The organism is Geomesophilobacter sediminis, from assembly GCF_016458275.1.
Taxonomy (GTDB): domain Bacteria; phylum Desulfobacterota; class Desulfuromonadia; order Geobacterales; family Geobacteraceae; genus Geomesophilobacter; species Geomesophilobacter sediminis.
Genome location: NZ_JAEMHM010000009.1, coordinates 44,312 through 67,679, shown reverse-complemented (window position 1 = coordinate 67,679; position 23,368 = coordinate 44,312). Strand labels below are relative to the sequence as shown.

Here is a 23,368-nt window from a genome sequence, read left to right as displayed (position 1 = left end):
CCTGTCTTAAGGCATATTTCAACCGTTTGTCTGTCGCCCCGATTGGGGCGTCTGCAATTCTGGAGGAATAACGTTGGCCATCGTTTACTTTGTCGGAGCCGGGCCCGGAGATGCGGAACTGATCACGGTGAAGGGGGCGCGCCTCCTTTCCGAAGCCGATGTCATCGTCTTCGCGGGAAGCCTGGTCGACCGCGAGCTGGTGTTGCGCTATGCGCCGAACGCGGAGGTCTTCGATTCAGCCGGCATGACGCTGGAGGAGACCACCGAGGCACTGGTCCACGCGGCGGTCGCCGGGAAAAAGGTGGTGCGGTTGCACACCGGCGATCCCTCCATATACGGCGCCATTCAGGAACAGATGGCCGAGCTCGACCGGTATGGAGTTGCCTACGAGGTGGTGCCGGGGGTGACCAGTGCCTTTGCCGCCGCGGCGGCGCTCAAGCAGGAGCTGACCCTCCCCGAGGTGAGCCAGACGGTGATCATCACCCGGATCGCCGGACGTACCCCGGTTCCGGAGCGGGAGCGGCTGGGTGAGATCGCGCGCATCGGTGCCACCATGCTGATCTACCTTTCCATCGGGATGATCGAGAAGGTGGTGGCCGAGCTGCTCGAAGGGGCCTACCAACCGGAGACGCCGGTTGCCATCGTGGCGCGCGCCACCTGGCCGGACCAGCAGGTCATCGAAGGAACGCTGGCCGACATCGCGGGAAAAGTACGGGAAGCCGGCATCGGCAAGCAGGCGCTGATCATCGTCGGCGACGTCCTGAACGCCCGCACCGCCGGCCTCGCCGCCAAATCCCAACTCTACGACAAAGACTTCAGCCACGAGTTCAGAGCGTGAAGGCAATGAGCGATGAGCAAAGAGCAATGGGCAGGACTGCTGATCCAGTCACTGCCTCTGCTCATGGTTCGTTGTTCATTGCGCATTGACATATGCGTGTAGCCATCATCGCCATAACCCGAAACGGGGCCCGGCTGGGACAGGTGTTGCTCGAGGGATTCCCCAAGGGGGAACTGTTCGTGACGGAGCGCTTCGCGACCGGGAAGGCGGCCGCGTTCTCCGGTGGGGTGCGCGAACTGGTCGAGCGGTTGTGGCTTGAATACGAAGGTTTCGTCTTCATCATGGCGACCGGGATCGTGGTCCGCACCGTGGCACCCCTGCTGCGATCGAAGGACACCGATCCTGCGGTGGTGGCCATCGACGATGCCGGCCGGTTCGCCATCTCCCTCCTTTCCGGCCATCTCGGCGGAGCCAATGCCCTGGCCCGAAGCTGTGCCGCCCTCACCGGGAGCGTTCCGGTCGTCACCACCGCGACCGACGCCAACGACCTTCCCTCCTTCGACATGCTGGCCAAGGAACACCACTGGGAGATCGACGACCTGGGCCAGGTGAAGTACCTGAATGCGCTGCTTTTGGAAGGGGAGCCGATCGCGGTGGTGGACCCTTCCGGTGCGGTACAGCGCTACTTCGGGGGACGCGGCGAGGTCATCTTCCATGACCGCGTGGATGATGCCTTGGCCGCCGGCGCCGCCGGGTATGTTTTCGTCACCGACGCCGTCGTTCCGGCGGAGCGTGCCGGGGAGCGGATCCTGGTCTTGCGGCCGAGGCGGAAATTCCTCGGCATCGGTTGCAACAAGGGGACTTCTGCGGCGGAGATCGAGGCCGTGGTGCGGGAGAACCTGGAACAGCTGGGGATTTCGCTGCGCGGGGTGCGTTGTGTGGCAACTGCCGCCGCCAAGCGCAGCGAACCGGGGCTGGTGGAATTCGCCGCGCTGGCGCGGTTGCCGCTGGTTTCCTTCGAAAGCGCCGAGTTGAACGAGGTGGAAATTCCCTCTCCCCCCTCCGAACATGCGCTGGCGGCGATCGGGGCGAAAGGCGTCGCCGAGCCCGCGGCCCTGCTCGCCTCCTGCGGGGGCCGGATCATCCTGCGCAAAGTTAAAAGCGGCAACGTCACCTTGGCGGTTGCAGAGGCGTTATCTAACAAGGATGCACAGGATTAACAGGATAAGGAACTTTTTTTCGAATAACAGCTGCTGGATTTGGATGGTGTGTCATGTATAACCTGTTCATCCTTTTTTCTAATGGGAGGTCGAGGTTATGGCACTTCTTCATGAAGACGTTACTGGGAAGATTCTTGAAGCGAGCTTCGAGGTAATAAACGAGCTAGGTGCCGGATTCCTGGAATCTGTCTACGAAAATTCACTTCTATTAGCTTTGAAACAAAAAGGTCTCATTGTTGATAATCAGGTGCCTTTGTCCGTAAAGTTCCGTGGAGAAAATGTAGGAGAATTTAAGGCTGACATTGTGGTCGAAAACCGAGTGATCGTTGAACTGAAGGCGTGTAAAGCAATAGCACCGGAGCACATGGCTCAGACAATAAATTACCTGAGAGCAACAGGTATTCAGGTCGGGCTTTTGATTAACTTTGGAAATCCAAAGCTTGAATTCAAAAGGCTTTTTAGTTCAAGTGCAGATGGATATGCAATACAAGGTCTCAAGATCTAATATCCTGTCTATCCTGTTCATCCTTGTTAAATGAGGTTTGTTTGATGTCCAAATTGAGTGTGGTAGGCATTGGCCCGGGCGGGCTGAATCATATGACCTTCGAGGCCCGCGCCGCCATCGACGGCGCAGATGTCATCGTCGGCTATAAGACCTACCTCGATCTGATCGAGCCGATTTTGGCTCAAAAAGAGGTCGTCTCCTCGGGCATGATGCGCGAGGTGGAACGCTGCCGGCAGGCTATCGACATCGCCGCCACCGGCAAAACGGTGGCCCTCGTCTCCAGCGGTGACGCCGGCGTCTACGGCATGGCCGGACTGGCCTTGGAACTCGCCGATGACATGGATTCCGACCTGGAGATCGTCATCATCCCCGGCGTCTCGGCGGTGCAGGCGGCCGCCTCCGTCCTCGGCGCGCCGCTCATGCACGACTTCGCCGTCATCTCCCTTTCCGACCTGATGACGCCGTGGGAGACCATCCGGCTGCGGCTCAAGGCCGCGGCAGCTGCGGACTTCGTCGTCGCCCTCTACAACCCGCGCAGCAAGGGGCGGGTCACCCAGATCGAAGAGGCTGCCGCGATCCTCATCGAAGCCCGCGGGACGGAAGTTCCCGTCGGCATCGTGAGAAACGCCTGCCGCGACGGGGAAGAGCGGATCATCACGACCCTCGGCGACATGCTGCAGCATCCCATTGACATGTTCTCCATCGTCATCGTCGGCAACAGCGCCACGAGGCTTTTACGTGACGGCCGGATCCTCACTCCCCGCGGCTACACCACCGATGGATCGCACCGCACGCGGTCCCGGAAGGCAGATGTCGACGCCGCCACGATGGCCAGCGCCAACTCGGTGGGAGCGCCATTCCTGGCGCGAACCGACGCAGTTGATCGCGCCGGGAATGGCGCTCCCACAGTGGATGCCACTGCGGCGGCTGAAGGTTTGGAACCGACCTTGACTTCCGGCAGCGCGGATCGCGGCAGGAATGCCGCTCCTACAGGTGTGGCCGCCGCATCGGCCACCGATTCCCCCCGACCCCAGACCCGCGACCCCCGATCCCCGGTTTCTCCCCGTGCGGTGATGTTCTGCGGCACCGGCTCCGATGTCGGCAAATCCGTCCTGGCGGCGGGTTTCTGCCGGGTCCTCAAGCGGCGCGGCATTGCCGTGGCACCGTTCAAATCCCAGAACATGGCGCTCAACTCGGCGGTCACTCCGGAGGGGGGCGAGATCGGCCGTGCCCAGGCGGTCCAGGCGGAAGCCTGCGGCATCGAGCCCCACACCGACATGAACCCGGTCCTGCTCAAGCCGAACTCGGACCTGGGAAGCCAGGTCATCGTCCAGGGACGGGTGGTCGGCAACATGGCGGTGAAGCAGTACCACCAGTACAAGCCGGTCGCCTTCGAAAAGGTGCGGGAAAGCTTCGAGCGCCTGAAGTCCCGCTACTCATTCGTGGTCATGGAAGGGGCGGGGAGTATTGCCGAGGTGAACCTCAAGGCGCACGACATCGCCAACCTCAAGGCCGCCGAGATGGCCGGGGCTCCCGCCATCCTCATCGCCGACATCGACCGCGGCGGAGTCTTCGCCCAGATCGTCGGTACCTTCGAGCTCCTCGAACCGGCCGAACGGGCGCAGGTTAAAGGGATCGTGATCAACAAGTTCCGCGGCGATGCCTCCCTGCTTAAATCGGGCATCGACCTCGTCGAAGCGAAGACCGGCGTCCCCGTTCTGGGCGTGGTCCCCTGGTTTACCGGCTTTGCCGTCCCCGAAGAAGACAGCGTTGCCCTGCGCAAACGGAGCACCCGCCCGGGTGCCTCGGCGGCGCCTTTGAAGATCGGCGTCGTACGGCTGGGGCGTATTTCCAACTACACCGACTTCGCCGCCCTGGAACGCGAGCCGGACGTCGAACTCTGCTATCTCGACGCTCCGGAAGGTCTGGACCGCTTCGACCTGGTGGTTATCCCGGGCACCAAGTCGACCATTGCCGATCTCAATAGCATGCGTGAAGTGGGCTTCTTCGATGCGATCCGCGGCTATCGCGGCATGATCGCCGGGATCTGCGGCGGCTACCAGATCCTCGGCACCTGCGTCGCCGATCCGGAGCGCGTGGAAAGCGACGTCGATGAGGCCACCGGGCTCGGGTTGCTTGACGTTCAAACCACGCTGATCGGGAGCAAGAAAACCCACCGGGTCACCGGGCGGCTGACCGATGCCGGGCTTGCGGTGGCACCGGGATGCGGGCCGGACGTGGCGGGTTACGAGATCCATATGGGTGAAACCACGCTCGGGCCCCACGCCGCTCCGTTTGCCACCCTTGCCGAGCGCTCCGGTGCGGCGGTCACCTTGGGTGACGGTGCCGTCTCGGAGGACGGCCGCGTCTTCGGAACCTACCTGCACGGGATCTTCGACAACCACGGCTTCCGCACGGCATTGTTGAACCGGCTGCGCCGCGCCAGGGGGGTTGCCGAGCGTGAAGCAACGGTTGCCGGGACCGATCCCCTCGATCAGTTGGCCGATCACCTGGAAAAGCACCTGGACCTGGAGCGGATTTTTACTATCTGCGGCGAGCCGGTTGCCGGGTGCCTCGGATGACGCCGGGCTCGCTCACGCAACCGTTGGCGCAGCTCCTGTCGTGAGCCGGGAAGAGATGGACATCGTCCTCGTCGTCGGCGCGGTGCTGCTGGATTTCGCCTTGGGTGATCCGCGCTTCCTGCCGCATCCGGTGGTGGCGATCGGAAAGTTCATATCTTTCTTGGAGCCTAAGCTGCGGCGGCTTTTCGGCAACCAACGGCTGGCTGGCGTGGCCCTTCTGGTAGTCGTGGCAGGGACGACCTATGGGCTTGTTTCCGCGCTGCTCGCGCTGGCTTGGCGCTTCGCGCCGGCGGCAGGAATCGGCGTCGGTCTCTACATCGGCTGGGTTTGTCTGGCGGCGCGTTCCCTCCATGGCGAGTCGCGGAAGGTGGCGGCTGCCCTGGAACAGGGGGATCTCGCCGGTGGCAGGGTGGCGCTTTCCTGGATTGTCGGACGCGAAACCGAGCATCTCGGGGAGGAGGAGCTGATCCGGGGCGCGGTGGAAACGGTTGCCGAGAACACCTCGGACGGGGTCATCGCGCCGCTTTTTTACCTGCTGTTAGGTGGTCCGGCACTTGCCGCCGCGTACAAGGCGGTCAACACGCTCGACTCGATGGTGGGGTACAAGAACGAGCGCTACCTCGAATTCGGCTGGGCCTCGGCCCGGTTCGACGATGTGGCCAACTGGGTACCCGCCCGGCTCACTGCGCTGCTGATGGTCCTGGCGGCGCCCCTTTGCGCGCTGAGCGGGCGGGGTGCCTTCCTCATGGTGCGGCGCGACGGGCGCAACCACTCCTCCCCCAACAGCGGGTTTCCCGAGGCCGCCGCCGCGGGAGCACTCGGGGTTCGGCTGGGTGGGGCGAACACGTATTTCGGAAAGGTAGTCGAGAAGCCGACCATCGGCGATCCGTTGGTTCCCCTGTCACTGGCGGCGTACCGGGGTACGGTGCGGCTCATGTACGCCAGCGAGCTTTTGCTGGTGGGCGTGTGGGTGGCTGGACGGGTGATTGCAGAAGGTTTTTGAGCGCGGGCGGTCGCGGTGGGCGCAGCATCCTGCGCCCCTGCAGGTTGGGGTGGCGGCATCTCCAGGAGCACCCACTCGGACTGATCGGACCGATCGGTCGGATCCGACGGATCGGTCCGAAATTGGCACTGGGACGGAACGAAGGAACATTGCATGTCCAAAGGTCATGAACATGGCGGGAATGTTTTTGCGGTAGCTCGGTCGCTCGGGGTCCCGGCCGAGCGGATCGTCGACTTTTCCGCGAGCATCAACCCGCTCGGCATGGCCCCGGGGGTACGGGAGGTGCTCGCCGACTGCTTCGACCGGCTCTTGCATTACCCGGACAAGCACGCTTTCGAACTGAAGGAGCGCCTGGCCGCGTACCACGGCATCGCATCGGAACAAGTCTGCGTGGCCAATGGCTCCACCGAGCTCATTCATCTCCTCCCGCGGCTGTTGCCGGGAAAGCGGGCGCTGATCGTGGCCCCGGCCTTTGCGGAGTACGAGTCCGCGCTGCGACGGGCCGATTGGGACGTGGAGTACCTCGTTCTCGACAGCCGGAACGATTTCCGCCTACCGCTTTCTGCCTTGCAGGACAAGCTCGAACGGTGCGACCTGCTCTTCCTGTGCAATCCCGCAAACCCCACCGGCGCCTTGGTACCGGAGACGGAGATCGCCGAGATCGTGCAGCTCTGCGCAGCGGCGGGGGCTTTTTTCGTTCTGGATGAGGCGTTCATGGATTTTTGCGAAGGGGACTCGGCGAAAGCGGTGCTCCTTCGGTCCGGGCGCGGCATCGTGCTCCGATCCATGACCAAGTTCTTCGCCATTCCGGGACTCAGGCTCGGTTACGCGATTGCCGACGCCGGTCTGGTGGAGCGGTTGGAGGAGGCCGGCGCACCCTGGAGCGTCAACACCGCAGCGCAGCTTGCCGGGATTGCCTCGTTGCAAGATGGGGAGTACCGCGAGCGGACGCGCCGCTTCATCGCGGCGGAGCGCTCCCGGATGGCCGCGGCTATCGACGCGCTGGGCTGGGCACGGACCTTTTCTTCGGCTGCCAATTATCTTTTGGTTGAGCTTCGCAACGGCATGACCGCGGCGGCGCTCAAGGAACGGCTGCTGCGGCATGGGCTCATGATCAGGGACTGCGCCAATTTCCACGGGCTCGACGCACGGTTTTTTCGGGTGGCGGTGCGCCTGAAGGAAGAAAACGACCGGTTGCTTGTGGCGTTGGCGGAGGAAGGGCGCCTGGACTGATCGCGCGGGTCGTTTGATCTCCCCTTTGACAGGGGGAGATCTGGTTTTGAGGTTCTTTGGGGAGGGGCTCCGCAAAGTCAGAGCCTTTGAGGCAAGTCCCCCTGAAATCCCCCTTTGCTAAAGGGGACTTCAAAGCACTGCCTTAAGCCGGCACGAACAAAAGGGCTTCTCCTTCCGGGGAAGCCCTTTTGCATTGGTAACGGTGATTTTGCGCGGGCCCGATGGGGCCACGTGGTGCTTACAGGCGAAACTGCGCCACGATCCTCTTCAGCTCTTCGGCCATTTCGGCGAGCTGCCCCGCCGAGGTGGCGGTCGCCTGGGCGTTGGTCGAGGTCCGTTCCACCTCTTCGGTGATGCGACGCATGTTGCTGCTGATGTCGTTGGTCGCCGAGGTCTGCTCCTGTGCCGACACCGAGATCTGGTCGATCTGTCCGGTCACCGAACAGACCTGGTTCAGGATGTCTTCGAGCGCCCGTCCCGAGCTTGCCGCATCCTCGGTCCCCATGTTAACCTCGCGCACCCCTTCTTCCATGGCGGTCACCGCCGAGGCGGTCTCGCGCTGGATGGTCTGGATCATTTCGGAGATCTGGCGGGTCGCCGTGGTGGTCCGCTCGGCCAGCGCGCGCACCTCGTCGGCCACCACCGCAAAACCGCGTCCCTGTTCACCGGCCCGGGCCGCCTCGATGGCTGCGTTCAGCGCGAGGAGATTGGTCTGGTCGGCGATGTCCTCGATGGTACCGATGATCTCGCCGATCTGGTCGGAGCGGGAGCCGAGCGACGCGACGGTCTGGGCGCTCTCGCTCACCTTGTCCGCGATGCGCTGAATGCTCTGCACCGCCTTGCCGACGACGACGGCCCCTTCCTTTGCCGTTTCACCGGCGCGGGTCACGTTGGTGACCGCAGCGGCGCAGTTCTGGGAAATTGCCGAAGAGGTCGCCGCCATCTCCTCGCTGGCGATCGCCACCGACCCGGACTCCAGGGCGACTTTCTCGGTCCCGGAGGCGATGTTTGCCGCCGTGTCGTTCAACTTCTTGGCGGCGGAGGCCACCTCGACGGAGTTGTTGGAGATGTGCACCACGATTTCCTTGAGGTTGTCGAGGAACCGGTTGAACGACCGCGCCAGCGATCCGGTCTCGTCTTCACGCTCCACTTCGAGCCGCCGGGTCAGGTCCCCTTTGCCGCTGGCCATCTCGGCAAGGGTCCGATCCACCCGGCCCAGGGTACGGGTGATTCCCCGGCTGACCGAAAAGGCGAGGATGAAGCTGAAGCAGGCGACGAAGGCATTGAGCGCCAGAAAGAGCCACTTTACGTGACTGAGTTCCCGGTTGACGTCATCGATGTAGATGCCGCTCCCCAAAACCCAGCCCCACGGCTGAAACGCCTTCACGTAGGAGAGCTTGGGAATCGGCTCCTTCTCGCCCGGGCGCGGCCACATGTAGTTGACGAACCCGTCTCCCTTTTCCTTGCATACCTTCACGAACTCGCTGAAAATACGCACCCCGTTCGGGTCCTTCATCTCGGACAGGTCTTTGCCGTTCAGCTCGGGCTTGATGGGGTGCATGATGCAAATCGACTTGAGATCGTTGATCCAGATGTATTCCTTCTTCTCGTAGCGGAGCTTGCTGATATGGTCTTGGGCTTCTTTCTGAGCCGTTTCCAGGGACATGTGCCCGGCGCGGACCTCGGCGTCCTGCTGCTCTAGTATCCCCATCGCCAGTTCGACCACATGCCGGGTGGCGTCGCGTTTCTCGTTGATGATCCATTTCTCCAGCATCGGCAGCAGAAACAGGAACATCCCGAGGAGCATGATGGTCACACTCAGCACCGTGATGAACATGATCTTGTTTTGGATCCGCCAATGTCTGAACAGCTTGAATTCCATGGCCCCCTCCTGAAATAATGTCATTGAAGCCGCAGTTGCCGTAGCCGGCTCCAGGGCAACAAAACGGCCTTGGCGGGGACGGGGGTGGGAAATAGTCCTGGCAGGATGCGGTCCCTAATCGAACGCCGTTTGTCTGGTGTATCGGAGGGAAATTTCCTAACTTTAAGGAATTCCAAAATTAATTTCGACAAATGTCACGATTGGTCCGGCGTTTTCGGACCAGATTCCGGCCGGTTCAGGTCCCCATCTGGTAACGGGGACGGGGCATCCGGCCGGCCAGGGAGGAAGGTGATCGATGCGAATCCAAACCCTTTTGTTGTTGCTGTTTCTTGGCGGATGCGCCGTGGGTCCTAACCCAAATGACGTGGCTTTGGGGAACCTGCCGCAGCACTACCGCCACTTCGATGCGGAACTCGCCTGGGGCGTTCGCGATACCCCATCCGGGGCCGTCGTCGATGGGGTCATCAAAAATGTCCGGTATGCCTACCTGACGAACATCGAGGTCTATGTGGCGCTGCTGGACCAGCAGGGGAAGGAGGCTTCCCGGTCGGTGGGGTACGTCGTCCCGGTTCAGCTCCCCATGGACCAGTCCGCTTCGTTTTCGGTCAAGCTCAAGCGTGCGGCGCCCCCGGGATCGCGGCTCCGTTTCACCTATGTCTATTACTTCAACGAGGGTGGCGACACGGAAACCCCTGATCAGCGCTGGCAGGAGAGCTTCGAGTCGGTGGTGCCACCGCGGTGAGCGGCACCGATGCCGTTTATGACCATGTCTACCGCTCCTACGGGGCCGCCCCTGTGGGGGGAGCCCCCTCAATCAGGTTGCGGGATTCACCTGCTGAAGCCGTCGCGCCCCTTACCTTTGGCCAAGCGTCGCTTGGCCGCCCAGGCTTTCTGGCCTTCCTTCCCGGGCAGCCGCCGATTCTCTCAATAAAATCCTAAATATTTCCAACTTTGCGCCGATACAAAATTATGTTGTCATCGCGGGCGGTTACTTTTCAATTCAATCCATATTGGAGGGGTGTGCATGAAGACGTTGATTGTGGACGACAGCTTCCTGGTGCGTGAGATCCTGAAGGACACCCTGAGCCCTCTCGGGGAGTGCGATATTACCGTCAATGGCCGCGAGGCAGTCCTGGCCTTTCAGCGGGGGCTGGTCAAGAAGGAGCCGTACGACCTGATCTGCATGGACGTCAAGATGCCCGAGATGGACGGCAACGAGGCTTTGCGCCAAATCCGGGAGATAGAGCGGGATTGCGGCATTGCAAACACCAAAGAGGTGAAGGTCATCATGATCACGGCGGTCGAGGACCCCAAAAGTGTCATCGACTCCTTTTACAACGGAGGGGCGACCTCCTATCTCACCAAGCCGTTCGACGACACGATGGTGATGGAAGAAATCGAAAAACTCGGCCTGTGGCCGTAGCTGGAGGTAGGTAGATGTCGGGTAATTTCCGGGTAGGGGCCAAGTTGATGGTCGCCTTCATCATGGTGGCGGCGGTCGCTGCGCTGATTGGCGGGATCAGTCTTTTCCGCAACCACCGTCTCAATGAGAGCCTCAACGAGATCTCGGCGAAGGTCGTGCATCCGATGGGGCTTGCCTCGAAGCTTTCGGCGACCATGCAACAGCGGAAAGGGATGTTGGCCGAGGCAATGCACGAAAGCGATCCGGCCCGGCGCCAGGCGCTCCTGGGTGATGCGGACAAACTGGTGCTGGAGATCGATCGTCTCCGGGACCAGCTGGAGCGGACCCTGGCCACCGAGAAGGAGCGCAAGACCATCCAGGAGCTGAAAGTCGCGCGGGACTTCGCCGACGAAAGCAGCACCAAGATGCTGAACCTCGAACAGGCGGGCCGGCACGACGAGGCGCTCGAGCTGCTCCGGGACGTGGAAAAGGCGACCTACATGATGCAGGACGCGATGGACAAGCTCGTCGCGGACAAAGATACCCAGCTGCAGGCGGCCCTTGGCGCCAACGACAAGGAAGGGACGATCACCACGGCGCTGGTGGTGATTCTCCTGGTGGTGGGGGCGCTGGTCTCCGTGGTTTTCGCCATGCTGATCCCGCAGACCCTCACCAAGCCGCTCACCGACGCGGCGGAATTGGCGAACCGGCTGGCCCGGGGGGAGCGCAACCTCCCGGTTTTGGACAATGACGACGAAGTGGGGCGTCTGCTCAACTCGGTGGCTGCGGTCGTGGGGGACCTGCGCGGCAAGGTGGCCCAGGCAGGGGACATTTCCGTTGCCATTGCCTCGACCTCGAGCCGGCTCTACGAGACCTCGCGCGAGATCGCCCAAGGCAACGAGGAAGTGTCGGCGCAGGCGGGCGTCGTCGCTTCGGCCAGCGAGGAGATCGCATCGGCGAGCTCGGAGATATCGCGGACCTGCTCGATGGCGGCGGAGGCATCCCGGGAATCGGCTCAGGCCGCCAACACGGGTGCCTCGGTCGTCCAGGAGACCATTGCCGGGATGAACGTTATCGCGGACCAGGTGCGGCAGGCGGCTAAGACCATCGAGGCGCTGGGCGCACGCTCCGAGCAGATCGGGGAGATCGCGGGGACCATCGACGAGATTGCGGACCAGACCAACCTGCTGGCGCTCAATGCGGCGATCGAAGCCGCCCGCGCCGGCGAACAGGGGCGCGGCTTTGCCGTCGTCGCGGACGAGGTCCGGGCGCTGGCGGAGCGGACTTCCCGGGCCACCAGCGAGATCGGCAACATGATCAAGGCGATTCAGGCCGAGACCCGCGACGCGGTCAAGGCGATGGAGGCCGGGGTGCTCCAGGTGGAGAAGGGGGCGGCGACGTCGCACAAGTCGGGGGAGGCGCTCCAGGAGATTTTGACCCGGATCGGGGAGGTCTCGGCGCAGATCGGGGAGATTGCCGCCGCAGCCGAGGGGCAAAACGAAACGTCGGTCCGGATGGCCGCCAATGTGCAGCAGATCGGCGACGTGCTGGCCCGGTCGGCCCGCGGGGCGGACGAGACTTCCGGAGCCGCGGCCGAAATCGACCGCCAGGCGCGTGAACTGGAGCGGCTGGTGCGGGAGGCGACAGCGGGGTAGGTGGGAGCGCCCTTCCGGGCGCGTGAGCCCCGCCCGCAATGAAAAAGGCCATTCCTATGCAAGGAGTGGCCTTTTTGTTTTCCTGACGAGCGTCAATTTTCAGGTGACGCCCTCTCCCTCCGGGAGAGGGTGCCCGAAGGGCGGGTGAGGGAAGGAGCTCCCATGGGAAATCCCCTCACTCCGACCCTCTCCCGGAGGAAGAGGGGGGCTCAGGTGCTTCGGCATGAAGAAAGACACTAATCAGCTTTGGTCTTGAGCAGGTGCCCGGTCGGTAGGAGCGCCTTTCCCCGCGATCATCACCGCCTTCGGCGGTTCGCGCCCGGAAGGGCGCTCCCACAGGGAAAGCGGCTATCCGGTTCAGGTAACGATGGTTGGGCTAATCAGGCGCAGCTTGGCACTCCGGCCCGTGCAGGTTGCGCAGGAAGAGGAACGCCAGCGGCGGGAGCACCACCACGAAGGCGAAACAGAGGTACTGGAGCGCTCCCCGGACGCCGCCGCGGTCGGAAAGAATCCCGATCACCGGGCCGGTGCAGGTGAACAGGAGCCGGAAACAGAGGGTCTGCAGCGAGAGGATACCGGCGCGGTTTGCCGAAGGTGACTCGCGCTGGGTCAGATCGAGCATCATCGGGCCGCGCAGTCCCCGCATCGTGGTCAAAAGGTAATAGAAAAGGAAAGCGCCGATCCCGCCGCACCACCCCAGCCCAAGGTACCCGATCCACACCAGTACGAGAAAAAAGAGGACCATCCGCCGCTCCCCCAGGCGCTGCTGCATCCGGTGGCTCAGGACCGCCGAGGCGGCGACCGTGAGGTTCGCACCGGTCCAGATGGGTCCGAACCAGGCGATCGGAACCTTGCTGTGCTGCAGGTAGGGCTGGATCAGCCAGACCGGGTAGAACGAGGAAATCCCGAGTGCCGCGTTCAGGAGCATGGTCGAACGCAGCCGCGGGTTGTCCCAGAAGACGTAGCGGGCGGTCCGCAGCGCCTCGGAAAGGTGGCTCACCCGCGGGGCGATGCTGCGGACCGGCTCCACCAGCGAGCGGGCGATCAAAAGCGCGAGAAACCATACGCCGATCTGCAAAAAGAAAGGGAGCAGCGGCGCGACCGCGTAAAGCGCGCCGGCAAAGAGGGCGCCGCAGGCCTCACCCAACTGGGCGAAGCCGTTCATCCGCCCCTCGTGGCGGGCGTAGAAGGTTTCCTTCCCTGCGTCGCGCAGCGTCTCGAAAAGGAGCGCACTGTCCGCCCCGCTGATGAAGGATAGGGAGATGCCGAGCAGGATTTCGGCGGCAAGGACGTCGCCGAAGTGATGGGCGACGGTATAGAGTCCCCAACCGGCGAGACCGAGCAGCGACGCGATGTTGAGGGCGGCGCGGTAGCCGAGCCGGTCGCTGACATATCCGGCCGGATATTCGAAGAGCACCATCACGAAAGAGAGGATGCTCTGGATCAGGAGGATTTGGGTGAGGCTGAGCCCGATGTGGTCCTTCCAGAACAGGGTGATGACCGCCATCGGGAAAAGGGTCATCTTGAGGAAGGAGTAGGCGTAGAGCTTGTTCAGGTTCCCCCGCAGCCGCAGGTCACTTCCGCTCGAAGAGAGCAACATTTCCTCCCAGCGCCTCGTAGAGCTCGAGCATGCGGGCCAGCGCCTTCTTTTCCACCTCGGTGATCTTGTGCTCCTTGGTCCCGGCAGCCCCGACGAAGAGCACTTCCGAGCGGCGGGCGGTCGCGAGGCGTTTGATGACCGCATAGCTGTCGCGGTTCATCGGGGCGTCATAGTATTCGGCAAACTTGCCGCCGGGGCGGGCCACCGAAGGGGTGATCTTCAACAGCGCGCTGGTCCCGTCGGTGCGGACCTTCACCGCATTCCAGACCAGCGGCTTGGGTCCGAAGGATTGGATGCATACCCAGGGGCGCGGGGCCTGTCCCTCATCCTCAAGGTAGAGGTAAAAGGAGTCGGCCTGCCGGTTGCGCGGGGAGGAGGCGTCGACGTAGCGAAGCGGAGTCGTGGCCGTCGGCGGTTCCTGTTTCGGGCCGCGGGTCCCTTTGTTCGCCGCGACGGCCGCCTTGATGAGCTCCTTGACCTGTGAAGACTGCTTGGGCATCCGGGTGATCTGCAGGTGCGCGGTGGAGTAATCCCCCTGCTGGATCGAGTCGCGCACCGCCTGGGGGACCGGCTGCGCGGCGACCGGGGCGGCGGGGGCCGGCTTGTCGGTCTCGGAGACGACGACGGTGAGCTCCTTGGGCTTTTTCTCCGCTTCCTTTTTCGGAGCCTCGTCGCCGGTGTTCAGGGAAAGAAGGTAGAAAAAGAGCGGCACGCTGAGGAGCAGCGCGATGATCACCAGGAGGAACTTGGTCTCATCACTTATCTTCTGTTTGCTCATCGGAAACCCCTTCCTGCCAATGATGTCTGCCCGGTCAGTCGGTGTCGCGCACGACGATGACCGCGGCGCCGTTGAAGGCACCGTTGCGCAAAGCGTTCAACGCTTCGTTCGCCTCTTCCAAAGCAAAAGCGGCCACCTCGGTCCGAACCGGGACCTGGGGGGCAAGGGCGAGAAACTCTTCCCCGTCGGCGCGGGTGAGATTTGCCACCGAGCGAACTACCCGCTCACCCCAGAGGAGCTCGTACGGAAAGGCGGGAATCTCGCTCATGTGAATGCCGCCGCAGACGACGGTGCCTCCCTTGGCGGTGGCGCGCAGTGCCGCAGGGACGAGCGCCCCGTCGGGAGCGAAGATGACCGCGGCGTCGAGCGGTTCCGGCGGCAGGTCGGCGCTGCCCCCGGCCCAATCCGCCCCCATCGCCCGGGCGAACTCCTGCCCTTTTACGTCCCCGGGGCGGGTGAAGGCGTACACCTTGCGCCCCTGCCACCGGGCCACCTGGACCAGGATGTGGGCGGCCGCACCGAAACCGTAGAGCCCCAAATGTTCGGCGTCACCCGCCATGCGCAGGCAGCGGTAGCCGATCAGCCCGGCGCACAAAAGCGGGGCTGCCTGCCGGTCGGGATATCCGGCGGGGATCGGGAAGCAGAAGCGGTAGTCGGCGACGGCGTACTCGGCGAAACCGCCGTCGATGTGGTAGCCGGTGAAACGGGCCTTCTCGCAGAGGTTCTCCCGGCCGGAGCGGCAATTGCGGCACTCGTTGCAGGTGGAGCCGAGCCAGGGGACGCCGACCCGGTCACCCGGTGCGAATCCTTCCACGCCGTCTCCCATCGCCTCGACCGTCGCCACGATCTGGTGCCCGGGGATCAGGGGGAGTTTGGGATCGGTGAGCTCGGCATCGACGATGTGCAGATCGGTGCGGCAAAGCCCGCAGGCGTGGACCCGCAGCAGGACCTGGCGAGGCCCCGGCGTCGGAACGGGAACCCATTCCAGGCGCAGCGGGATTCCTTTCCCGTGGAACCTCATGGCTCTCATCATGGCGACCTCCGGAACGACATACTCATCGAACGGATACCGTGCAAGGTACAGGCACTACTATGACACAGGATCGGACTGGCTGGTGAGTAAATTTACTGGATGTATCGGATCAAAAGCGGGAAATAAAGAGTAAAAAGTAATTGCTGGGGTGGGAAAAATGAAAACGGCCGATTTCTTTCGAAATCGGCCGTTGATTTTGCTGGCTCCCGAGGTAGGACTCGAACCTACGACACACGGATTAACAGTTTGAGGATCTGTGGGATGGGGCGGTGTGAGGAGTTTCGTAGAGCTTGAAAAATAGCCATCTTACGCCCTTTGGTGTATCGTAGAACCTTGACAAGGTACTCGTGTCTTGTACCCTATGTGTACCCTATGGGAGGTGGCGAAGATGGGGAAGGATTTTAAACTCACCAAGACGACCGTCGAGAGGTTGCCATACGCAGAAAAGGGGAAGCAGAATGATTTTTTTGACTCCGAGCTTCCTTCTTTTGGTGTGCGGGTTTCCCATTCCGCAAAAACTTATTTTGTTCGCAAACGGATCAATGGCAAAAATGCCAGGGTCAACATAGGCCGGCACGGAGTCCTCACTGCGGATACTGCCCGCAAAGAAGCCATCATGGTCATCGCGGACCTCGGCAAAGGTGTGGATATCAACCGGGAAAAGGCTAAAGCGAGAGTCCGAGGGATGACTCTGGCAGAGGTATTGGACAAATATTTCGTTGCGCGGACCGGATTGAAGCCGCGGACCATTAAAACATATCGGGATCTTTTCAGGCTGTATCTTGCGGACTGGCTGAGGAAGCCTCTTGAGGAGATCACGAAAGATATGGTTGCCCGAAGGCATTTGGAAATCGCCAAAAATCACGGTGATGCGGCGGCAAACAATACGATGCGGACCTTGCGGGCGATCTACAATTTCGGCAACGAAATCTTGGATGATACCCTTCCGGTCAACCCGGTGAAACGCCTTTCCAACACCAAGCAGTGGTTCACCATCGAGCGGAGGCAGACCGTCATTGAGGAGGTAGACCTTCCCGCGTGGTTCGCTGCCGTCAACGGTTTGGAAAATGTCACCATCCGGGATTTCTTCTTGCTCTTGCTGCTGACGGGGGCACGTCGAACAGAGACTGCTTCGTTGCCTTGGGGGGACGTTGACCTAGAGAAGCGGCGGTTCGTCTTGATGAGGACGAAGAACGGAAAACCGCTTTACCTCCCGATGAGCGACTTCATTTTTGATCTCTTCACGCGCCGTTCAGAGTGTCGAGAAAACGCCTTCGTCTTCCCCGGATCAGGGAAGGACGGGCACTTGAAGGACCCCCGCAAGCAGATGCTGAAGGTGACTGCACAGACCGGGGTAGAATTTTGCATACATGACATGCGGCGGACTTTTACCAGTGCCATTGACGGCGTTGTCGGCTACTACGAGCTAAAGAAGCTGCTGAACCACTCCACCAGGACCGATGACGTTACGGCCGGGTACGTCATCAAAAATCTCGAAAAACTGCGACCTTTAATGCAGAAGGTTACTGACCATATCCTGTCCCTTTGCCGCCGTCCAGAGCAAGAGACGGGCAATATTATCGATATTGAAGCGAGGCGGAAGGACCGGGCATAACCAAACCGCCCAGGTCTGTTTTGATGAATTTCCGGGGGAGGAAAACCATACATGGGTATTATCGCCAGGGCTCCGTCTGTAAATGACATATTGAAGAAAGACATCCCACGAGGGGAATTCCTGTTGCTCTACGAACTTCTTCGGGAAGGGAGGGCAGGGGAGATAGATTTGGAGTGCTGGGAACTCTTAATCCGCTTCCTGCATGGTGGGTTTAAAAAGCTAGGCCGGCCCCAACAACAGCATATCGAGGACGAATTATTTGAGGCCGAACAAATTTACCAGGAGTTTGAGGATCTTCGGAGAAAGGGAACAAAGTACGAAGATGCTCTAGTCGTGCTGTCGAAAAAAGAAGGCCGCTGCAGCAGCGAGAAAAGCGTTGAGCGGAAACTTTCGGCGTATCGAAAGTACATTCAAGCGTGGTCGGATCTTATTGAGGATCTAAGTTATGCTGACCTGATGGGCCCAAAAAAGTAAAATTGTCTCTTACACTAAACTCGAAATTAACGATACATCGCTTGGTTGTGTGACGTCTCGCCTGATACTGAAAGTTTCCCTCACATAGAACGTCTATAATTAGGTAAACAAAGTTTCAGCCTCCTGTACCCTTTTACTGGGCCGCAGGGGGCTTTTCTTTTTTTCGCCCTGGGCTACCAAACCACATTGGATTTGCACATGGAGGAACGGGACGATGGACGTGGTGTTACTAAAACAGAAGGCGGTAGAGGAGATAACAGGGTTGTCGGCCAGCACCCTCGAACAGTGGAGACTTCAAGGGAAGGGGCCTAAGTTCGTCAAGCTCGGCAGATCGGTGAGGTATCCGGCCGCCGATCTGAACGAATTCATCGCCGGTCTCGATCGGTACACGAGCACGACGGAAGCGGGCAATGCTCGTTTAACAACAAAGAAACAGCAGTAGCGCATCCGACGGGAGGGAGGACTTTTATGTCGCATGAGAAGATTTTTGAGACAGCAGACCTTGATTTGACCGCTGCGATTATGACAGGCACCGGGAATCCGCCGGTTATAGGTCATCAAAGGGACGGGCTCGTAATTTTCGAGTTCATCGACAACGAAGTGACCAGGGCGATTGTCATTGCTTTCGCGACCGGGCAACTGGTACAGCCCGTTAAACGTTTCGCTGCTGCTCGGGCATGGCTGTTCCGGCAGGTGAAGGGGGGGCGCCGATGAACGGAGGAAGCGAGGAAATTTCCGAATTAATAGCGAAGTTCATCGGCGCCATCGGTTCCGTGTCTACCTTCCAGCGAAAAACGGATATCAACCCCGTATTTCGCCCGTTAACACCGGGGATGTTCCAGCATTCGGTGCGCATGGATAAAGACGGCCCCCTCTTTACCCCCGCCACCTTCAGCGGCCCGAGGAAGAACGCTTCCTTCGTCATCGCTTCGGGTATATGCCTCGATTTTGACAAAGGCCATCCGACGCCTGACGATATCTTCGCTGCGTTCCCCGGCCAACTCGTATGGTTGTACAGCACGTTTAACCACCTCCCCGAGAGCCCGCGCTACCGGGCGGTGTTACCGCTCTCTCGTGCAGTTGAAGCGGCCGAGCATGTTCCCCTTGCAAAAGTGATCTTGGAGGTCCTTCCCGCGGGGTTGACGGCATGCCTTGATCCGTGTTGCCTTGAGCGCGGGAGAATTCACTACCTCCCGTCATGTCCTCCGGGGTCCCGAGAGTACGCACTTTCAAAGATCCAAGATGGAATCCTTCTTGATGTGGATTCACTGTTCCTCATCGGAAGAGAACTTCCCCCGACCGTAGAAGAGATCAAACGCGGAACACGAGCCGACAGCAAGGGCACGAGACCGGGCGATGACTTTATCCGCAGGCACCAGATTGAAGAGGTGTTGGAGACTCTCGGGTGGAAACACGTCCGTGGCGACTACTGGCTCCGCCCCGACTGCGACACCGATAGCGACCACAGTGGCAAGGTTTTTCAGCGGGGCGTCTATGTTTACTCGTCGAGCGCCCCGGTCCCTATCGGCTACCACGATGGTTTCAGCTTGTTCACCCATTCCCGGTTCAACGGAGACTTCGCAGCTGCAGCACGCTACCTTGCCGCCGAGGGTTATGGGGAAAACAGCTTCGTGCAAATTGCTGCCACTGAATCAGAAATCCTAACCGAGCCTGACTGTCCAGGTGAAGCAAAGCCGGGTTGGCCGGTCCTTTCTTCCGCCGCTCTCCCCGGAATCCTGGGAGAGTTTGTTGAGGTTGCTTGTCGGAATTCCGAAGCAGACCCGGCTGCGGTAGCCGCAACGTTCCTGGTCCGGTTTGGCATCGAAGCCGGGGCATCGTCTTTTGTTGCTGTCGGCGAAACACGGCACTACGCACGTCTGAGTGCGGTTATCGTGGGGGAGTCCTCGAAGGCGAGGAAAGGAACGAGTGCAGGACCCATAAAGACGGTGTTCTCTGGACTCCCCAATGGGTGTGCAACCTCCCCTGGTCCCCTGTCATCAGGCGAGGGGATCATCTACGCCGTCCGGGATGAGGAGCGGACTTGGGTGATAGACAGGAAATCCGGCTTCGGGCAGTACCAGGTTTCAGACCCCGGTATCGAGGACAAGCGCCTCTTTATACTCGACGAGGAGTTTGCAAACGCCCTCAATGCTACAAGGCGGGAGGGAAACACACTTTCTGGCATTATCCGGGGGTTGTACGACGATGGGAGTGCCGCCCCCCTTACCAAACACAACCGCACAAAAACCACCGGTGCCCATGTCGGGATCGTTTCCCACGTTACCGTCGCTGAACTCAAGGCGAAGCTGGCGGAAACTGAACAGCTAAACGGGTTTGGGAACCGCTTCCTTTGGGTCTGCGCCCGACGGCAACGCCTAGTTCCGTTCCCGGAGCCGATCCCCGACCAAGAGCGGAGGATGATATGCACCCTGATCCAGGAGAGGTTGGAGCACGCCTTTCGTGGTGGCGAATATCAACTTAGTCCGGAAGCGCGGGAGCTTTGGGCCGCTGAGTACCCCAAATTGTCAATGGCGCACAAGGGTCTTGCGGGGTGCATGGTCAACAGGGGAGAAGCCCAAGTAATGCGGCTCGCGCTGATTTATGCGTTGTTGTCTCTACACATCAAGATTGAGCGGGACGATATCGAAGCCGCCCTTGCCTTCTGGAGTTATTGTGAAGACTCGGCTCTACATCTCTTCGGGGGGGAACTCGGCGACATCCGGAAGCGGAAAATCCTTACCGCGCTAAACGCGCAACCGCGCATGACTCGCAACGAAATCCGGGAGCAGGTTTTCCAGAAACACCTGTCCGCGGAAGGCCTGACTACGGTACTGGAGGAGATGGAGGAAGAGAGCCTTGTGGAAACCCTAGTTGAGAAAACCGACGGGGCACCTCGGCAAATCGTGATGCTGAAGGAGTCTGCGCGAAAAGCGCGATAAGCGCGATAACTTTGGCCATTTCCCCCCGAAAAGCCGGTTGAAACCGATGGACTTATATTTTAGGAGGCGTTTCGCGGTTATTGAGCGGGTTACCTCCTACCAACGGTGGCAGTCACACGAGGATGTGACGTTTTGCCTTTGGGAGGGGTAAACGGATCGGGATTGACTCCATGATTTTTATCAGGTAAGGATTTGGGCATGGCACATGATCAACTTCGATTAGAGTTACCGTCCACCCAAATTCACCCGGTTGTTGCGGCTGCTGTCGAGCAACTATCCGCAAGCACCAATCCGGAGTCTCGTGGCGCAATCTTTACCCGAACAGAAGTCGTCGAATTCATCTTAGATCTCGTCGGTTATACGACAGAGAAGCCGTTGCATCGCTGTAGGCTTCTTGAGCCGTCTTTCGGTGAGGGGGACTTTCTGTTGCCAATCGTGAGAAGGCTTTTAGCTTCCTGGCGACAATTTGGTAGTACGCAAAACGCGTTTGGCGAGTTAGGGGGGGCGATCCGTGGGGTGGAGCTACACCGGGATTCCTTCGATTTGACTCGCGGTGCTGTGATTTCCCTGCTTGTTGGGGAGGGTGTAAGTAAAGAGGCGGCCGAAGCCCTCTCTGGTCGTTGGCTTACATGCGACGATTTTCTCCTTTCCCCGCTGGACGGTGAATTTGACGTTATCGTCGGGAACCCACCTTATGTGCGCCAGGAGTTGATTCCCGGCCCCCTGCTAGCTGAGTACCGTAGCCGTTTTGAGACGATGTACGACCGGGCCGACCTGTATGTTCCGTTCATAGAGCGTTCGCTTTTGAGCCTTAAGCCTGGCGGTTCTCTGAGTTTCATCTGCGCTGACCGCTGGATGAAAAACCGCTATGGCGGTCCCCTACGAAAACTGATTGCGGAGGACTACCACCTTAGGGTGTATGTTGACATGGTGGACACACCGGCATTTCTTTCTCAGGTGTCGGCATACCCGGCGATCACGGTTATATCGCGTGACAGACCTGGCCCGACCCGTATTGCGCGCCGACCCACTATCGATAGCACTATCCTTACAGAACTTGCCGCTGCTCTGGTCGGCCGGTCGCTACCGAAGGATTCCTGTTCCGTTCGAGAGATGCCAAAAGTGACTTGCGGCGCGGAACCTTGGCTTCTCGAATCATCTGACCAAACGGAGCTGATTCGACGACTTGAAAAGGAATTCCCTACGCTTGAGGAAGCCGGCTGTAAGGTCGGCATTGGGGTTGCCACTGGGGCCGATAAGGCTTTCATTGGTAATTTCGAAACTCTGGATGTAGAGCAAGAGCGAAAGCTACCATTAGCCACCACACGCGATATCGAGTCTGGTGAGGTCCATTGGCGGGGGCTCGGGGTCATAAATCCATTCGCTGATGACGGAAAGCTGGTGGACTTGAACTCTTACCCACGCCTGCGCCAGTATCTGCAAGAGCGACGCGACATTATTGCGCGGCGCCACTGTGCCCAAAAAACGCCGGCAAGTTGGTATCGTACCATCGACCGTATTACCCCCGGCCTTGCAACGAAGCCAAAGCTCTTGATCCCGGATATCAAGGGAGAGGCCCATGTTGTGTATGAGGAAGGGAGGTTGTACCCCCACCACAACCTGTATTACGTTATCTCGAACCAATGGGATCTCCGCGCCTTACAAGCCGTCCTGCTTTCCGAAGTCTCCCGCCTCTTCATCGCGACTTACTCTACAAAAATGCGCGGAGGATTCCTCCGTTTCCAGGCTCAGTATTTGCGTCGTATTCGCCTTCCTCTTTGGCGGACGGTTCCCCAGCGTCTACGGATGCAGTTGATCGATGCGGCGTTAACAAGAGATTTAAAGGCATGCAATGAGGCGACATTCGCCTTGTACAACTTAACAAGCGAAGAACAGGCCGCCTTAGGCGGCGGGGAGGGTTAGCTTTGGCGCTGGACCTTGTAGATTACGAAAATAAGGCTCGGGAAGCGGTAAAAGCGTTTTGGGGGAATCGAGAAGCTGCGAGGGTGAAGCAGATCGAGGCGGGAAAGGCCGACCAGGGAGAGCGTGCAGGGGTTACCGCTGGTAAAAACATGGATGGATTTATAGCTTTGGTCATCGACGTGATCCGGGCTAACGGTCTGGCCGATGCTGAGATCCACCAGAAGCGGGCGCTGCTCACCCTGCCGGGGTACTTCAGGCCCACCAAACTTTGGGATCTTCTGGTGATCCACAAGGGAGAGCTCGTCGCTGCCGTAGAGTTGAAGAGCCAGGTTGGCCCATCCTTCGGCAATAACTTCAACAACAGGACGGAAGAGGCCATCGGGACTGCACATGACCTCTGGACCGCATACCGCGAGGAGGCCTTCGGAAAACAGCCGCGCCCTTTTGTGGCATGGTTGATGATGGTCGAAGACGCGGCGGAGTCTCGGGCTCCAGTGCGGGATCTTTCCCCTCACTTCCCTGTGTTTGACGAATTCAAGGGGGCTTCGTATATCAAGCGGTACGATCTACTATGCCAGCGCCTGGTGAAGGAGCAGCTTTATTCTTCTGCGACTCTGATCACATCGGGCCGAAGCTCGGTCACAACCGGAGCGTACTCGGAAATGTCGGCTATGACCGGGTTAAAGGCGTTCATTTCTCAGTTGGCTGGTCATGTAGCTGGAGAGGCTGCGCGACTGAAATAACAG

General features: G+C 60.2%; 20 protein-coding genes. 16 read left to right on the top strand and 4 right to left on the bottom strand.

Annotation, left to right across the window (positions count from 1 at the left end; translation table 11 throughout):
- Positions 1-73: 73 nt before the first annotated feature.
- The 6 genes from cobM to cobD all read left to right on the top strand — a co-directional run bounded on the left by cobM (position 74) and on the right by cobD (position 7,321).
- Positions 74-838 (top strand): precorrin-4 C(11)-methyltransferase, encoded by a 765-nt coding sequence (gene cobM / locus JFN93_RS11955; RefSeq protein ID WP_199384316.1) that lies wholly within the window; start codon positions 74-76, stop codon positions 836-838.
- A gap of 92 nt (positions 839-930) precedes the next feature.
- A complete protein-coding gene (locus tag JFN93_RS11950) occupies positions 931-1,998 on the top strand; it encodes a cobalt-precorrin 5A hydrolase (RefSeq protein ID WP_199384315.1) in 1,068 nt (355 codons plus the stop codon).
- A gap of 97 nt (positions 1,999-2,095) precedes the next feature.
- Positions 2,096-2,503 (top strand): GxxExxY protein, encoded by a 408-nt coding sequence (locus JFN93_RS11945; RefSeq protein WP_199384314.1) that lies wholly within the window; start codon positions 2,096-2,098, stop codon positions 2,501-2,503.
- A 44-nt stretch (positions 2,504-2,547) separates the two neighbouring features.
- The gene (locus JFN93_RS11940) at positions 2,548-5,085 is read left to right on the top strand and encodes a cobyric acid synthase (protein WP_236021686.1); all 2,538 of its coding nucleotides are present in this window, start codon (positions 2,548-2,550) and stop codon (positions 5,083-5,085) included.
- Positions 5,086-5,140: 55 nt separating this feature from the next.
- On the top strand, positions 5,141-6,088 hold the full coding sequence (cbiB, locus tag JFN93_RS11935; protein WP_199384489.1) for an adenosylcobinamide-phosphate synthase CbiB: 948 nt from the start codon (positions 5,141-5,143) through the stop codon (positions 6,086-6,088).
- A gap of 153 nt (positions 6,089-6,241) precedes the next feature.
- Positions 6,242-7,321, top strand: a complete 1,080-nt coding sequence (gene cobD, locus JFN93_RS11930) for a threonine-phosphate decarboxylase CobD (protein WP_199384313.1) — start codon at positions 6,242-6,244, stop codon at positions 7,319-7,321.
- 238 nt (positions 7,322-7,559) lie between these two features.
- On the opposite strand, the gene JFN93_RS11925 is transcribed toward cobD, so the two are convergent.
- The gene (locus JFN93_RS11925; RefSeq protein WP_199384312.1) at positions 7,560-9,203 is read right to left on the bottom strand and encodes a methyl-accepting chemotaxis protein; all 1,644 of its coding nucleotides are present in this window, start codon (positions 9,201-9,203) and stop codon (positions 7,560-7,562) included.
- Between the two features lie 295 nt (positions 9,204-9,498).
- Here JFN93_RS11925 and JFN93_RS11920 point away from each other — a divergent pair, with 295 nt between their 5' ends.
- The 3 genes from JFN93_RS11920 to JFN93_RS11910 all read left to right on the top strand — a co-directional run bounded on the left by JFN93_RS11920 (position 9,499) and on the right by JFN93_RS11910 (position 12,260).
- A complete protein-coding gene (locus JFN93_RS11920; protein WP_199384311.1) occupies positions 9,499-9,945 on the top strand; it encodes an FxLYD domain-containing protein in 447 nt (148 codons plus the stop codon).
- A 282-nt stretch (positions 9,946-10,227) separates the two neighbouring features.
- Complete coding sequence (locus tag JFN93_RS11915; RefSeq protein WP_199384310.1) at positions 10,228-10,626, top strand: response regulator; 399 nt, start codon at positions 10,228-10,230, stop codon at positions 10,624-10,626.
- A gap of 14 nt (positions 10,627-10,640) precedes the next feature.
- A complete protein-coding gene (locus JFN93_RS11910) occupies positions 10,641-12,260 on the top strand; it encodes a methyl-accepting chemotaxis protein (protein ID WP_199384309.1) in 1,620 nt (539 codons plus the stop codon).
- A 376-nt stretch (positions 12,261-12,636) separates the two neighbouring features.
- Here JFN93_RS11910 and JFN93_RS11905 read toward each other — a convergent pair whose 3' ends face one another.
- Genes JFN93_RS11905 through JFN93_RS11895 form a run of 3 tightly spaced genes read right to left on the bottom strand, consistent with a single transcriptional unit; the run spans position 12,637 to position 15,671 of the window.
- Positions 12,637-13,860, bottom strand: coding sequence for an MFS transporter (locus tag JFN93_RS11905; RefSeq protein ID WP_199384308.1), 1,224 nt, complete (start codon positions 13,858-13,860; stop codon positions 12,637-12,639).
- The gene (locus tag JFN93_RS11900) at positions 13,835-14,638 is read right to left on the bottom strand and encodes a hypothetical protein (protein WP_199384307.1); all 804 of its coding nucleotides are present in this window, start codon (positions 14,636-14,638) and stop codon (positions 13,835-13,837) included. The genes JFN93_RS11905 and JFN93_RS11900 overlap by 26 nt, the downstream gene beginning before the upstream one ends.
- A 34-nt stretch (positions 14,639-14,672) precedes the next feature.
- Positions 14,673-15,671 carry a zinc-dependent alcohol dehydrogenase family protein gene (locus tag JFN93_RS11895; RefSeq protein ID WP_236021684.1) on the bottom strand — a complete coding sequence of 333 codons (999 nt, stop codon included), beginning with the start codon at positions 15,669-15,671 and terminating at the stop codon, positions 14,673-14,675.
- Positions 15,672-16,059: 388 nt separating this feature from the next.
- Between JFN93_RS11895 and JFN93_RS11890 the strand changes: the two genes are divergently transcribed.
- The 7 genes from JFN93_RS11890 (at position 16,060) to JFN93_RS11860 (ending at position 23,365) form a co-directional block, all read left to right on the top strand.
- On the top strand, positions 16,060-17,286 hold the full coding sequence (locus JFN93_RS11890; protein WP_199384306.1) for a tyrosine-type recombinase/integrase: 1,227 nt from the start codon (positions 16,060-16,062) through the stop codon (positions 17,284-17,286).
- Positions 17,287-17,337: 51 nt separating this feature from the next.
- A complete protein-coding gene (locus JFN93_RS11885; protein ID WP_199384305.1) occupies positions 17,338-17,760 on the top strand; it encodes a hypothetical protein in 423 nt (140 codons plus the stop codon).
- A gap of 214 nt (positions 17,761-17,974) precedes the next feature.
- Positions 17,975-18,202: a helix-turn-helix transcriptional regulator gene (locus JFN93_RS11880; RefSeq protein WP_199384304.1), complete on the top strand. Its 228-nt coding sequence runs from the start codon at positions 17,975-17,977 to the stop codon at positions 18,200-18,202.
- A gap of 26 nt (positions 18,203-18,228) precedes the next feature.
- Positions 18,229-18,474, top strand: a complete 246-nt coding sequence (locus JFN93_RS11875; protein ID WP_199384303.1) for a hypothetical protein — start codon at positions 18,229-18,231, stop codon at positions 18,472-18,474.
- Positions 18,471-20,699, top strand: coding sequence for a YfjI family protein (locus tag JFN93_RS11870; RefSeq protein ID WP_199384302.1), 2,229 nt, complete (start codon positions 18,471-18,473; stop codon positions 20,697-20,699). The genes JFN93_RS11875 and JFN93_RS11870 overlap by 4 nt, the downstream gene beginning before the upstream one ends.
- Before the next feature lie 198 nt (positions 20,700-20,897).
- Complete coding sequence (locus JFN93_RS11865) at positions 20,898-22,622, top strand: Eco57I restriction-modification methylase domain-containing protein (protein WP_199384301.1); 1,725 nt, start codon at positions 20,898-20,900, stop codon at positions 22,620-22,622.
- A gap of 2 nt (positions 22,623-22,624) precedes the next feature.
- Positions 22,625-23,365, top strand: coding sequence for a PaeR7I family type II restriction endonuclease (locus JFN93_RS11860; RefSeq protein ID WP_199384300.1), 741 nt, complete (start codon positions 22,625-22,627; stop codon positions 23,363-23,365).
- The last annotated feature ends 3 nt before the right edge of the window (positions 23,366-23,368 follow it).